Genomic DNA, 13,563 nt, shown 5'->3' with positions numbered 1-13,563 from the left:
GTCCCCCACTTACCCTATTCTCCCGCAGGTGAACCGCCCTCGGCCGGTGTAGATCCCCGCCCGTGTGGGCGGACCCGTACCGGCCGGCCCGCGACATGGCCTGGGCGGTCGTCGACCGGGCCGCCCGGCGGCGCCGGACCGGCAGCGGGCCCGGAGCCGACCGGCTCCGGGCCCCTCCTTCGCCCTCGCTCAGGGGCTGGTGCAGGTGATGTTGCCCGGTGCGGTGGCGCCGTCGCCGGTGGCGGTGAACCCGAACGTGGTCGAGGCGTTCGCGGCCAGAGCACCGTTGTACGGCGCGTTGCGGACCGTGACGCTGCCGGTGGTGCCCGTGTTGGTTCCGCTCCAGAGGCTGCTGATGGCCTGGCCGTTGGCCAGGGTCAGACCCACGGTCCAACCGTTCAGGGTCGCGGCCGTGTTGTTGGCCACGGTCACCTCACCCTGGAAGCCGCCGGGCCAGGTGTTGACCGTCCGGTAGGTGGCGGCGCAGGTGCCCGGCTCACCCGTCGGCGGCGGGGTCGTCGGCGGCGGAGTGGTCGGGGGCGGGGTGGTCGGCGGCGGGGTCGTCGGGGGCGTGGTCGACTGGAACTGGCTGAAGAACCTCCAGATCTCACCGGAGGTCCAGGTCCGGGAGTCGTTGGGGCTGCCGGACCCGTCGACCGGGCTGGGCGTGTGGTCCCCGTCGAACGCCGCCCACTGCACGGGGTAACCGGCCCGGCATCCCGAGTAGGTGGTGGTGATGTGGGTGAGGCTGCCTCTGCTCGGCTCGCGCGGGCTCTGCGCGGTGCAGCCGTTGTTCCGGACGAACGTGTCACGCAACTGCCGGCCCTGGGAGATGTTCAGCACGCTGTCGTAGATGCCGTGGATGCCGAAGTAGGCCACCGGCTGCGTACCGCCGTTGCATCCGCTGAGGTTGGCGCCGGACAGCACGGTGACCGCGCGGATGACATCGGGCCGGGCGCAGGCCACCGCGTAGCTCATGGCCCCGCCGTAGCTCCAGCCGAGAGCGAAACGCTGCGTCGTGTCCACGCACAGGTCGTTCTCGATCTGGCGGGAGATGTCGTCGAAGAGGGTCAGGTCCCGACCGTTGGTGTTGGCCCAGCCGGCGTTGAGACCCTGCGGCGCGACGAAGATCGTGCTGTTGTTCGACAGCGGTTGGAGCCCGTAGTAGCCCGCCGAGGTGACGTTGTTGGCGGAGCCGTTCAACCAGTGGAAGCCGAAGATCAGTCGGTACGGGTGGTTCCGGTCGTACCCGTCCGGGATCCGCAGGTTGTAGGTACGGCTCTGTCCACTGCTCTGGATCGTGCGCGTCCCACTGGTCAGCGTGGGGGCCTTGCCGCAGCCGGCGGTGGCCGCGAGGGTGCCGTTCGTCGCCGCCACCGCTTCGCGGAGGCCGCCGTTCAGCGCGCCGCCGGCGGTGGCCGCGAGGAGAACCGCCGCGGCCGCGATGGATGTGAGGAGGTGCCTTCGTTTCGGCATTGCGTGACTCCTTGCGATTGGGCGTCAGGTGCCGGTGGTGGGGGTGCGATGCCGGCGGCGGGACGTCGGTGGCCGGGCATACGGCCGAAGGCGACGTCATCAGGCATCGTTCCGATGGCCCGGACTGGTCACCGCCGGGGAGGTGGCGGGAGGGTCGATGCCCTCGACGCGTCCTCGCCGGATGGCTCGGGTGACCGGGAGCGTGCCCTTCGCTCCCCACGCAAACATAGCATGTTATCGATAACAAGCGATGTTTGCGGCAGGCCCGGACGCCGCCCGGGGAGCAGGGGTCAGGACGGCGGCGGGCCCACCTGATCAGACGGACAGGGCGAACGAGGCAGTGACGGACTCCCGCTCCGGGCCCCTCCCGCGACACGGCCAGGGCCGCCGGCACCGGCCAGGGCGGCCGGCACGCGAATCCCGCCGGCGACCGGTCATCGTGCCGCCTGGAAAGCGCGCCCGACCACTGTGGCGTCGGATCCGCCACGGAACAGCCCCGACCGGTCCTTGTCGGTGGCGGGCAGACCGAACCAGGCGTAGCGCTGCACGTACGGCAGTTGGCCCAGCATCGTGGTGGCCGCGGTGAGGAAGGCGGCCTGCTGCTCCTGGCTGGGGAACTGCTGGCCGCCGCCGAAGCGGATCAGCGCGAACTCGGTCAGCCAGATCGGCTTGCGGTACCGCTGGTACACGTCCTGGAGGTACCGCCTGAGCTGGTCGACCGCCGTGGCGGTGGTGAAGTCGGCGCCGAACCAGTGCAGGGTGACGAAGTCGACCCGGTGCCCACGGGCCTCCGCGCCGGCCATGAACCGACCCAGCCAGCCCTGCGGATCGGCGGCCCCCCAGGCGACCGCCGGGCTGCCCAGCCTGCTGCCCGTGGCCATCAACCGGGGCCACAGCTCGAGCGCCTGCTCGACGGTCAGGTTGGACTGGTCCGGCAGGTCCGGCTCGTTGAACGTGAGCAGGTACGGGCCGGCCGCCCTGGCCCGCGCCAGCTCCGGCGCGGTGACGTTCTCCGCGCCCCGGATCATCGGCACGAACGTCACCCCCGGTGGGGTGGTGATGCCCTGGTGCTGCGTGCCCCAGGTGTAGTACCAGTCGGCCTTCGAGCTGGCCAGCGCCTGGCTGACCCCGTCGAAGGTCCACACCGAAACGCCCTTGCGCCCGGAGCCGACCGCGGGCGCGACCGGTGCCCGCGACGAGGGCCGGGCGCTCGGTGTGGGCGGGGCGACCGGGGTGCGGACGTCGGCGGGTGTCGCGGAGGGCGGAGCGGCCCACGAGGGCGCGGGCGGGTCGTCCGGCCGGATCACCACGAGGGTGGTGATGGCGAGGACGACGGCGGCGGCCCCGACGGCGAGCGACGGGAGCAGGCCACGGGGCCGGTTCAGCGCGAGGTCGGCCAGCGACTGCCCGCCGTCGCCGTCGGCGGGCGGGGTCGTCCCGGCGGTGCCCCCGGTCGTCGGATCCGGGGGGTGGGACCCGGCGACCGGGGACGGATCGGGAGGCGGCGCGGCAACCGGCAGGTGCACACCCAGGCCGGCCGGCAGCGGCAGCATCGGCAGGCCGGCGAGCAGCCTGTCGATCGGCAGGAGGGTCGCGCCCAGCCGTGCGCAGACCGCACAGTCCCGTACGTGCCGGGCCAGCCTCTTGCGCCACAGTGGATGGGGGACGCCGTCCCACCCGTCGGCCACGGTGCGCAGGTCCGGGCAGCCGGGGCGGGCCCGTAGCGCGCGGACGACGGCGCGGGCCGTCTGGATCTGGTCCTTCATCCGGTGCACCCGCACCGCGACGTGCCCCGGTGCGAGCCCCAGCGCGTCGGCGACCTCGGTCCGCTCGAGCGCGCCGGTCTCCTCCAGCCACCAGAGCGAGAGCAGCTCCCGATCGTCCGGGTCGAGCCAGCGGGTCGCCTCGGCGACCTCGCGCCGCTGGTCGGTGAGACCGAGCCGGAGGATCGTCAACGCCGCGAAGTCGGAGCCGGGGTCGGGCACGTTGTGGATCGCGTCCAGCCCGGCGTCGCGACTGAGCGCCACCCGCCGGCGCTGTTCCCAGTCGCGCACCTGGCGGATGGTGATCGCCACCAGCCAGGACCGGAACGCGGCCGGATCGTTGAGCCCGGGCAGGTGCCGGATCACCCGTACCAACGTCTCCTGGACCACGTCGTCGACGTCCGCGTGCCCGCGCAGCGCACGCCCGACGATGTTGTAGACCAGCGGGAGCGAGGCCGCTACGACGTCGTCCAGGGCGCGCTGGTCGCCCTGGCGGGCGGCGACGACGGCCCCGACGTCGGGTAGTCCCCGACCGGCTGACGACATGAGTCTCACTCCTTCTGCGCTCATCGTCGATAAGGGGCGTGGTACGTGCTGACCGCCCCTTATCGGAGACGGGCGGGAGTCGGGCGGATTACGAAAATTCTGCGGTCACCCGTCGGTCGGTGCGACCCGGGGCGGCCGCGAGGTTCCGGCGGCGGCGCATGACGGTTGTCGACGCCGGGTATGGTGCGGTGTGTCGGTGTCGCCGGGCGCTCGCCCGTGAACGAGACACCCTGATCGGGCGCCGGTGTGCACACCGGTTCGTCACCAGGTCGTGCGGCGATCCCTGCCGAGACCCGGACACCCTCCCTTCGCGGAAGACAGGATTCCCGCATGACTTCGAATGACCACGACCGCCCCGCGCTGTTCCTCGCCACGTCGAACGGTGACGGTGTCGACGGGTCGGCGGTGACCGTCGACGGCAGCGAGGAGGCCATGCGCCGACTCCGCCACCCGTTCACCGTGACGCCGGCCCGGCCGGGCGGCAACACCGGCGACGACGCGGACCACGGCAACTGACCAAGCCGGTCGCCCGCCCCACCCCACCAGCGCGACATCGTACTTTCGGGTGGCAATCACTCACTCTTTCGGGTAGTGTCCCGTTCATCAAGTGAACGACATGACGCGGTGGTGAGGCCCGTGCTCGTGGCCTGACGACAGCGCACGTCGCCCGCACGTGCGCCCCGGCGACAGCCGGTTCGGAGATCTTCCGGTCGACCCGATCGACGGGCAAGCGCGGGAGGGACCACCCATGTCCACCACGATCGAATCGGCGACCACCACACGCGTCGGCCAGCGAAGCACCAGCCAGAGCCCGGAGGACCTCCTGGCCAAACTGGCTGTCACCCCTACCGACGACCCACGCCGATCGGCCCTGCGGGACCGCACCATCGAGGCGTGGCTGCCGCTCGCCCGGCACCTGGCACGCCGCTACGCGGGCCGCGGCGCACCCGACGACGACCTGATCCAGACCGCTTCGGTCGGCCTCATCAAGGCCGTGGACAACTTCGACCCCAGCCGGGGCATCGACTTCAGCGGGTACGCCATCCCCACCATCATCGGCGAGATCAAGCGCTACTTCCGGGACCGCACCTGGGCCGTACGGGTGCCCCGCCGCCTCCAGGAACTGCGCCTGTCGATCAGTGCGGCCAACAGCACCCTCACCCACAGCCTCGGCCGCCAGCCCACGGTGGCGGACATCGCGTCCTACCTCGACGTCTCCGAGGAGAGCGTCCTGGAAGGGCTGGAGGGCGCCCGCGCCTACCGGGCCACGTCGTTGTCCACCCCGATCGGGACCGACGGAGGCAGGGAACTCGGCGACACCCTCGGCGGCGACGACCACGAGTTCGACCTCGTCGACATCCGCGTGGCCCTCGGTCCCGCACTCGCCACGCTGCCCGAGCGCGAACAGGAGATCCTCAGCCTGCGCTTCCACGGCAACCTGACCCAGTCCCAGATCGCCGACAAGATCGGCGTCTCGCAGATGCACGTCTCCCGGCTGATCACCCGATCGTTGGCGACCCTGCGACGCCACCTCTCGGACGACAGCGCCTCCTAGGAACACGACGACGAATGGCCCTGCACATCGACCTCTCCGGCAGGACCGCGCTGGTCACCGGGTCGACCCAGGGGATCGGGGCGGCCATCACCGTCGGCCTCGCCCGCGCCGGCGCGCGGGTGGCCGTCAACGGCCGTACCGCCGCCAGCGTCAAACGCGCGGCGGACGCCCTGCGCGGGGAGGTCCCCGGCGCGGACGTGGTGGAGGTGGACGCGGACGTCTCCACCGAGGAGGGGGCCGCGCGCACCCTCGACCTGCTGCCCACAGTCGACGTCCTGGTCAACAACCTCGGCATCTTCGGGCCCACCCCCGCGCTGGAGATCACCGACGAGGAGTGGCGTCGCTACTTCGAGGTGAACGTGCTGGCCGGCGTCCGGCTGACCCGCGCGTACCTGCCCGCCATGATCGAACGCGGCTGGGGGGCGGGTGCAGTTCATCGGCAGCGACTCGGCGGTCGTCACCCCGACCGAGATGATCCATTACGGCGTCTCGAAGACGGCCCTGCTCGGCGTCTCCCGTGGCTTCGCCAAGGCCGCCGCCGGCACCGGCGTGACAGTCAACTCGGTGCTCGCCGGGCCGACCCACACCGGCGGCGTCGAGGACTTCGTCGCCGAACTCGTCGGCGACAGCCTCCCGTGGGACGAGGCGCAGCGCGAGTTCATGCGACTGCACCGGCCGCAGTCGCTGCTCCAGCGGCTGATCGAGCCCGAGGAGATCGCCAACATGATCACGTACCTGGCCTCGCCGCTCGCCTCCGCCACGACAGGCGCCGCCGTCCGCGTCGACGGCGGATACGTCGACGCGATAGTCCCGTGACCGCTGCTCGTCAGAGCTGCACGACGTGACCCACCCGCGGCGGCGTACGGCCGGCGAGGACGTCGAGCCACGCGTGCCGTAGGGCCTCGGGCCCGGCACCGACCTCGACGTCGAGCCACCCGTCCACCACAGCGGTGAAGCGCCGCCACGCCTCGGTGAACCGCTTGTCGAGGCCGTCGCGCCCCCAGTCCTGACCGCGTTTGCGCATCTGCACGGGCGCGAAGAACACCTCGTCGGCGGCGTCGGCGTTCGGGGTCTGGTTGGTGAGGCCGACGGCGATGTCCCGGACCAGGTGGTCACCGAGGTGCTGACGCAGGGCGGCGCGGGTCGACGGTGCTCCGGACAGGTCGAGGTAGACGGTCGGGACGGCGTCGAGCGTGTCGATGTCGTCGTACGCGACGACCTGGTCGTAGCAGCCGAGCGACCTGGTGAACGCGAGGTTGCCGGGTGAGGTGAGCCCGACGAGGCGTGGACCACGGCCGTGCAGCTCGGTGGCGGCGGCGTACGCGGTCTTGCTCGACGCCGACGACAGTAGCAGCGACTCCGCGCCGTAGAAGCCGTTGTCGACGACCTGGTCGGCAAGCATGAACGAGGTGAAGAACAGCGGTCGGAACAGGATCAGCAGGTCCTCCTGATCCGGCCGGTACGCCGGGTCACCGCTGGTCGAGCGGTACGCGTTGTACGGCGAGGGCAGCTCGGCCCGGTGCGGGCTCGCGTCGCGGAATCCGGACGCGTCCACCCGGTCCGGTCGCACCAGCAGGTGCCCGGCGGGCGGCAGGTATCCGTACACCCGCTGGCCTACCTCGACGCCCGCGACTGTCGACGCGACCACCTCGGCGAAGCCCCAGAGCGGGGGAAGCCCCCACTCCGGCGCGAGTCCGCGCGGGCCGGGTGGGAAGAACTCCCAGTAGCGCATCGCGTCGCCGAGCACCGCGTAGGTGACGTTGTTGGCGGTGAGGCCGACGCGGTCGACCCGCAGCAGCGCCTCACCGTCGGACGGGTCGGCTGACGGGCCGTCGACGAGGGTGCACCGGCCGAGGTCCGCGCGGTCCACGGCGAATGTCCAGGAGGGAGCCATGGACCGACGCTAAACACCCGCGGGTACGCGGACAAGTGCACTGGGAGTGCAAAATCCCACTCGCTACGGCGAACCGGTGGTCAGCGCGCTGAGATCCCGCAGGTGGGCGAGCGGGGTGTGCGGCGGTCGCCATTCCAGGAACACGGCGGTGGCGTCGTCGTCCAGCTCGTCCTGCTGGTACGAGACGACCGCACGGACCAGCCGGCGCATCGTCTCCGGGCTCGGCAGACCGTCGTTGAGGGCGCGGTTGACGAAGTCGACGAGCCGGTCCACCCCGAACTGCTCGCCCTCGGCGCTGCGCGCGTCGGTGATGCCGTCGGTGTACGCGAGGACCCGGTCGCCGGGGTGCAGGTCCTCCACGTGCACCCGGGGGCGTCGGCTCGACAGGTGCCCCAGGCCGAGCGGCAACGCGGTAGGCCCCGGCAGCTCCCGGATGGCCTTGCCGTCGCGGAGCAGCATCGCCCCGGGATGACCAGCGTTGATCATGCGCAGTCGCCCGGTGGTCCGGTCCAACTCGGCGAGCAGCCCGGTCGCGAAGAGGTTCGGATGCTCGGACCGCACCCACCGGTCGATGCTGATCGCGGTGTCGACCAGGTCGAGGCCACACCGGCGGGCGTTGCGGTACGCGCTGACCACCAGCGAGGCCAGGGTGCTCGCCTTGATGCCGTGCCCGCAGGTGTCGAACAGCCCGACGCTCAGCACGTCACCGTTCAACGCGTAGTCGAAGATGTCCCCGCCGACGTCGTAACACGGCTCCAGGATGGCGGTGACCACCATGTCGTCGGTCGCGAACGTCAGCGGCGGCAGCAGACCCCACACGATCTCGGCGGCGACCTGCATCGGGAGCCGACGGCGCATCCGTTCGACCACGTCGCCGTAGAGCCGGCGGTTCACCAGGATCTGGGCGACGGTGACCGCGACCTCCCAGGCCGGACCCTCGGTGGCGGGGTCGGCAGCGGCCGGCGTGACGACCTCGAGCACGCCCATCCGCTCACAGCCGAGCAGCAGCGGAACCCAGATCCGGTCGGGATTGTCGGGGGCGCGCTGGATGTCGAGGGTGGTGAACGCCCGGCCGGCGAGGGTCGTCTCGACCGGCTGCTCGCCCCGGACGACGCCCGCGCCGAGCATCGGCACCAGCAGGGACTGCGTGTAGTCGGCCAGATAGACCACGATCTCGGTGGCGTTGATCGCCGAGGAGGCACCGGTGATCAGCAGGGGCAGGTCGTCCGGCCCGCCCTGAGGTGCGTTGAGCTGCAACGACCGCACCGCGTTGCCGGCGTCGACCATGCTCCACCTCCCGCTTTCTCCGGCGACGGAGACGAGCAGACCGGGTCTCACCACCGTAGGAGCATGACGACGTCCCCGCCACAGCGGGTCGGCGCGGCGTGCTCACCCACTCGTCGGGCCGGGCGGCGTCATCCTCACGCGGACGACACGTCGGCGAGGTCGGCCGGGTCGAGGTGCAGGGTGGCGAGCAGCCCGGAGTGCTTGGCGGGGTCGACCCGCTCGGGCAGCTCCCGCTCGACCCAGTCGGCCCTGGCCTGCTGGCCCCGGTCGCGAAGTGCGCTGACGATCTTGTGCCGGGCAATTGTCACTTGTGTGCTCCCCTGGTCGGGCGTGCGGTCGTACGCGATGAACGCCGGCGTGGAGAGATCAACACGACGATCGGCAACGCCCCGGACGGGCTGGTGGCGACGGCGTCGGCGGCCCCGGGCGACATACCCACCGTACGCCCTCCGGGTGGGCCGTCGCGCCAGCGCCCTCGACCGGCCCCGAGGTCGTCCGGGATGTCGTCCCGCCTACCGGCGGCGATCGGGCCGCGCAGGAGGGCCTGGTCGGGGCGCGACCCTCGGTCAGCTCACCGAGGCGCGGGTGAGCCTAGGGCTGGTGCGGCCGGTTGCGGATGAGGGCGAGCGCGAGGACGGCGGCGACGAGGAAGACGATGCCGTTGACCCGCAGCCCGGCCTGGACCCCGGAGGTCATGGCCTCGGCGATCGCCGACCGGACCGGATCGGGCAGCGGTTGGTCGCCGGTCGCTCCGGAGGCCGCCGCCGCCCGCACGGCGGTGCGGGTGGGTTCGCCGACCTGGTGTGCCGCGAGGCGGCCCGGCAGGTCGGCCAGCATCGTGGTGGTGAGCAGCGTGCCCAGCAGGGACGAGCCGAGCACGGAACCCACCTGGCGGGCCGCGTTGACCGCGCCGGAGGCCATGCCGGCCTGGTCGGGCGGCACGCTCGCCAACGCCGCCGCCGTCGCCGGGGCCACCACCAGGGCGGAGGCCGCGCCGAACAGGACGAACAACGCCCACCGGTGCGTGAACGCCGTGGTCGGTCCCTGCGCCGCCAGCCCGAAGCTGGCCACCGCGCCGAGGACCAGGCCGAGGGTGAGCGGCGCCTTGAATCCGGTACGACGGATCGTCCGCCCGGCGGCGAAGGCCACGAGCGCGTACGTGCCGAAGAGCACGAGCATCCGCCAGCCGGTGTCCAGCGGGCTGAGCGCCTGGACCCGCTCGTGGAAGAGGACGAGCAGGATCGCCACACCGGTGAAGCCGAAGAGCGACACCGCGGCGACCACCATGACGGCGCTGAACGAGGCTGACCGGAGCAGCCGTACGTCGAGCATCGGCGCGCTGGCCCGCAGCTCGACCAGGACGAACGCGACAAGCGCCACCGCCGAGACGACCCAGGTGGCGGTCACGACCGGACTGGTGTAGCCGTCCCGTCCGCCCTGGATCATGGCGTAGACGGCGGCGGCGATGGCGACGGTGCCGAGCAGCAGACCGGGCAGGTCGAGTCGGGCCGCGCTCGGCCGGGACTCGGTCACCCCGATCGCGGTGACGACGAGGGTGACCACGCCGAGCACGATCGTCGACAGGTAGACGCTGTGCCACTGGTGGTGTCGCAGCAGCGCACCGGCGATGAGCGGGCCGACGGCGAGTCCGACGCCGGACGCGGCCGACCAGGCGGTGATGACCTCGGTGCGGCGGTGCGGGTCGGTGAAGGTGGCGCCGAGGATCGCCAGGCTGTTCGGCAGGATCAGCGCGCCGCCGAGGCCGGCGACCAACTGTCCGACGATCACCCAGCTCACGGTGGGGGCACTGGCCACGACGGCGCCGCCGATGATCATCGCGACGGCGCCGGCGCCGAAGACCCGCCGGCGCCCGTACCGGTTGCCGAGGGTGGCGGCGGACAGCACCAGGCTCGCCACCATCAGGGTGTAGGCGCTGGGGATCCAGATCACGGTGGTCGGGTCGACCCGGAGGTCGCGCTGGATGGTGGTCAGGGCGGAGACCGTCGCGGTGATCTGGAGAAACGTGATCATCGCGCCCAGGCACATGGCGAGCAGGGTCACCGGGCGGGAGCCGCGAAGGGACGAGCGGGCGGTGGCGGCCGGTCGGGCCGGTGCCGTGGTGTCAGTGGTCACAGGGCGTCCTCGGGTCGGAGGTCCGCTGGCTTTTGCAGGAGCAAGCCAGCAGCCGCCAAGTGAATCACCTGGCTAGCGCGAATGCAAGTCAGGTAGGATTGGCGGCATGGAGGACCTACGGGAAGACCGCGACTCCTGGTCGATGGAGAACTGCTCGGTCGCACGGGCGATGGACATCGTGGGCAGCCGGTCGACGATCCTGATCATGCGCGACGCGCTGCTGGGCACACGCCGCTTCGACGACTTCGTCCGCCGGGTCGGCATCGGCGAGCCCGCCATGGCCGCCCGACTCAAGGAGATGGTCGCCGCCGGTCTGCTCGAACGGATCCCGTACCGGGAGCCGGGGCAGCGCACCCGCCACGAGTACCAGCTCACCCGCAAGGGCCGCGAACTGCTGCCGGTCATCACCGCGCTGCGCAACTGGGGTGACACCTGGAGCGCCGACGACACCGGCCCCGCCATCGTCGCCACCCACCACGACTGCGGCGAGCCGGTCCGCGCCGTGCTCCGCTGCGCCGCCGGTCACGAGGTCGAGAACGGCGACATCGACATCGTCGCCGGCCCGGGTCTGATCCGCCGCGCGTGACGCGCCCCGGCGGGTGACGCGCCGCTCGGCGAGCGGAAGGCCGGGGTCGAGGGCCGGGGCGCGGTGCGTCGGCTGCGGAAGGCCGGCGTCGACGGCCGGGGCGCGGTGGCGGGCCGCCGGTCGACGGCCCGCCACCTGCCGGATCACAGGACGATCTGGCTCGCCGAACGGGACCGGCTGCTGCACGGCGGCGCCGCGCACGACGACCCGGTGCCGAGCCACCGCGCGGTGGTCGACGCGCTGCGCGAGCGGGACGAGTCGGCCGCCGAGACCGCGATGCGGGAGTTGCTGGACAAGGCCGTCCGCGACGTCGAGAAGGCACGGGGACGAAGGGGCAGTCAGTGAAGATCGAGCGGATCGAGACCTTCCTGGTCGCGCCACGGTGGCTGTTCTGCCGGGTGGAGACCGACGACGGGCTGGTCGGGTGGGGCGAACCGGTGGTGGAGGGGCGCGCCGAGGTGGTGCGCAGCGCCGTCGAGGTGCTCTCCGAATACCTGATCGGCGCGGACCCGCTGCGCATCGAGCAGCACTGGCAGGTGCTCACCAAGGGCGGCTTCTACCGGGACGGTCCGATCCTCGCCAGCGCCGTCGCCGGCCTCGACCAGGCACTCTGGGACATCGCCGGGCAGGCGTACGGCGCGCCGGTGCACGCGCTGCTCGGCGGGCCGGTCCGCGACAGGGTGCGGATCTACTCGTGGATCGGCGGCGACGAACCCGACGAGGTGGCCGACGCCGCCGCCGCGCAGGTCTCCGCCGGCCTCACCGGCGTCAAGATGAACGCCTGCGGACGGCTCTCGCCCATCCCCACCTCCGCCGAGGTCGACGCCGTCGTCGGCCGGGTCGCCGCCGCCCGGGAGATCCTCGGCCCCGACCGGGACATCGCGCTGGACTTCCACGGCCGCGCCGGGCTGGCCGCCGTACGCCGGATCCTGCCCGAGCTGGCACCACTGCGCCCGTTCTTCGTGGAGGAGCCGGTCCTGCCCGACCAGGCCCACCACCTGCGCGACATCGTCGCCAGCACGCCGATCCCGGTGGCCACCGGTGAACGCCTCTACGGCCGGTCCGAGTTCCTCACCCCGTTGCAGGCCGGGGTCGCCGTCGTCCAGCCGGACCTGTCGCACGCCGGCGGGATCTCCGAGGTCCGCCGGATCGCGTCGCTGGCCGAGACGTACGGCGCACTGCTGGCCCCGCACTGCCCGCTCGGCCCGATCTCCCTGGCGGCCAGCCTCCAGGTGGCCTTCGCGACACCGAACTTCCTGATCCAGGAGCAGAGCATCGGCATCCACTACAACGTGGGCTCCGAGCTGCTGGACTATCTCGTCGACCGGGAGCCGTTCCGGTTCGTCGACGGGCACATCGTCCGCTTCGACCGGCCCGGCCTGGGCATCACCGTGGACGAGGCGGCGGTCCGCAGGGCCGCGCAGACCCCGCACACCTGGCGCAACCCGGTCTGGCAGCACGCCGACGGGTCGTTCGCCGAATGGTGACCGGCGCGGAGCAGGTGCCGCTGCGCGTGGCGTACGACGCCGCGCACGGCGGCCGGTGGACGAGCCTGCGCGGCGGCGGCCGGGAGTGGCTCTGGCGTGGCCCCGAGCCCGGCCGCGACGAGGTACGCCCCGACGACGCGTTCGTCGACGCCGGCGGTCTGGAGGAGTGCCTGCCCACCGTGCGCGGCCTTCCCGACCACGGCGAGGTGTGGTCGCGCCCCTGGCGCACCACGGGCACCGGCACCGTGGTCATCCAGCGGCCGACGTTCGTCCTGACCCGCCGGATCAGCGACTCCGACGGCGTGGTGGTGGCCGACTACCGGCTGTCCGCCGACCCGGGTCACCGGTTCGTCTGGGCCGCGCACGCCCTGTTCGGCCTCTCCCCCGCGGCTCGCCTCGTCGCGCCCACCGGCACGCCGACCCGGCTGCACCCGGAGGCCGCCGCACTGCTGCCACCGGGCACCTGGCCGGCCGGCGCCCCGTGGCTCACCGGACCGTGGCCGTCTCCGGCCGGCCTGACCCTCGACACCCTCGGCGCGGACGACGGCACGGCCGTCGGCGCGGTGCTGCTCGACTGCCCCCGTGTCCAGCTGGTCGACGAGGCCGACCGGCTGACCCTGGAGCTGGAGTGCGACGGCCAGCCCCGCAGCACCGCCCTCTGGCGCAACCTGGGCGGCTGGCCGGCCGACACCCCGTACCGCAGCCTCGGTGTCGAGCCGATGCTCGGTGCCGCCTTCGACCTGGCCGACGCCGGTCCCGCCGACGCGGCTGTCGTTCCCCCCGCCGGTGAGGTCGCCTGGCGGCTCACCATCTCCGCCCACCGCTTCTCCTGAGGA

At 72.5% G+C, this 13,563-nt stretch carries 13 protein-coding genes and 1 pseudogene; 8 read left to right on the top strand and 6 right to left on the bottom strand.

The window, feature by feature from the left end; translation table 11 throughout:
* Positions 1–189 precede the first annotated feature (189 nt).
* A complete protein-coding gene (locus tag ABZS77_RS03955) occupies positions 190–1,476 on the bottom strand; it encodes a cellulose binding domain-containing protein (protein ID WP_354816663.1) in 1,287 nt (428 codons plus the stop codon).
* 434 nt (positions 1,477–1,910) lie between these two features.
* Positions 1,911–3,785 carry a sigma-70 family RNA polymerase sigma factor gene (locus ABZS77_RS03950; protein WP_354816660.1) on the bottom strand — a complete coding sequence of 625 codons (1,875 nt, stop codon included), beginning with the start codon at positions 3,783–3,785 and terminating at the stop codon, positions 1,911–1,913.
* Between the two features lie 330 nt (positions 3,786–4,115).
* On the opposite strand from ABZS77_RS03950, the gene ABZS77_RS03945 reads away from it, so the two are divergent.
* The 4 genes and pseudogenes from ABZS77_RS03945 (at position 4,116) to ABZS77_RS03930 (ending at position 6,156) form a co-directional block, all read left to right on the top strand.
* Positions 4,116–4,301 carry a hypothetical protein gene (locus tag ABZS77_RS03945; protein WP_354816657.1) on the top strand — a complete coding sequence of 62 codons (186 nt, stop codon included), beginning with the start codon at positions 4,116–4,118 and terminating at the stop codon, positions 4,299–4,301.
* Between the two features lie 232 nt (positions 4,302–4,533).
* Positions 4,534–5,340: an RNA polymerase sigma factor SigF gene (locus ABZS77_RS03940; protein WP_354816654.1), complete on the top strand. Its 807-nt coding sequence runs from the start codon at positions 4,534–4,536 to the stop codon at positions 5,338–5,340.
* A gap of 14 nt (positions 5,341–5,354) precedes the next feature.
* Positions 5,355–5,702 (top strand): annotated as a pseudogene (locus tag ABZS77_RS03935) (SDR family NAD(P)-dependent oxidoreductase); the annotation flags it as partial.
* 64 nt (positions 5,703–5,766) lie between these two features.
* Positions 5,767–6,156, top strand: coding sequence for an SDR family oxidoreductase (locus ABZS77_RS03930; RefSeq protein WP_354816651.1), 390 nt, complete (start codon positions 5,767–5,769; stop codon positions 6,154–6,156).
* 10 nt (positions 6,157–6,166) lie between these two features.
* Here the strand turns inward: ABZS77_RS03930 and ABZS77_RS03925 are convergent, their stop codons facing one another.
* The 4 genes from ABZS77_RS03925 to ABZS77_RS03910 form a co-directional block, all read right to left on the bottom strand.
* Complete coding sequence (locus ABZS77_RS03925) at positions 6,167–7,234, bottom strand: DUF2855 family protein (RefSeq protein ID WP_354816648.1); 1,068 nt, start codon at positions 7,232–7,234, stop codon at positions 6,167–6,169.
* A gap of 63 nt (positions 7,235–7,297) precedes the next feature.
* Entirely contained in the window at positions 7,298–8,575 is a 1,278-nt protein-coding gene (locus tag ABZS77_RS03920; RefSeq protein ID WP_354816645.1) for a PP2C family protein-serine/threonine phosphatase, read from the bottom strand.
* Between the two features lie 80 nt (positions 8,576–8,655).
* Positions 8,656–8,829 (bottom strand): hypothetical protein, encoded by a 174-nt coding sequence (locus ABZS77_RS03915; protein ID WP_354816642.1) that lies wholly within the window; start codon positions 8,827–8,829, stop codon positions 8,656–8,658.
* A gap of 283 nt (positions 8,830–9,112) precedes the next feature.
* Entirely contained in the window at positions 9,113–10,654 is a 1,542-nt protein-coding gene (locus ABZS77_RS03910; protein ID WP_354816639.1) for an MFS transporter, read from the bottom strand.
* Positions 10,655–10,760: 106 nt separating this feature from the next.
* Here ABZS77_RS03910 and ABZS77_RS03905 point away from each other — a divergent pair, with 106 nt between their 5' ends.
* The 4 genes from ABZS77_RS03905 (at position 10,761) to ABZS77_RS03890 (ending at position 13,560) form a co-directional block, all read left to right on the top strand.
* A complete protein-coding gene (locus ABZS77_RS03905; RefSeq protein WP_354816636.1) occupies positions 10,761–11,240 on the top strand; it encodes a helix-turn-helix domain-containing protein in 480 nt (159 codons plus the stop codon).
* Between the two features lie 63 nt (positions 11,241–11,303).
* Positions 11,304–11,585, top strand: a complete 282-nt coding sequence (locus ABZS77_RS03900) for a hypothetical protein (RefSeq protein ID WP_354816633.1) — start codon at positions 11,304–11,306, stop codon at positions 11,583–11,585.
* Positions 11,582–12,727 (top strand): galactonate dehydratase, encoded by a 1,146-nt coding sequence (gene dgoD, locus ABZS77_RS03895; protein WP_354816630.1) that lies wholly within the window; start codon positions 11,582–11,584, stop codon positions 12,725–12,727. Before ABZS77_RS03900 ends, dgoD begins: the two co-directional genes overlap by 4 nt.
* Positions 12,721–13,560: a hypothetical protein gene (locus ABZS77_RS03890; RefSeq protein WP_354816627.1), complete on the top strand. Its 840-nt coding sequence runs from the start codon at positions 12,721–12,723 to the stop codon at positions 13,558–13,560. The genes dgoD and ABZS77_RS03890 overlap by 7 nt, the downstream gene beginning before the upstream one ends.
* Positions 13,561–13,563: the final 3 nt, after the last annotated feature.

Origin of the sequence: Micromonospora sp. NPDC005298, assembly GCF_040607375.1 — a bacterium.
Classification (GTDB): Bacteria; Actinomycetota; Actinomycetes; order Mycobacteriales; family Micromonosporaceae; genus Micromonospora.
The sequence above is the reverse complement of the archived record's forward strand: the minus strand, read 5'-3'. Positions and strand labels throughout refer to the sequence as shown.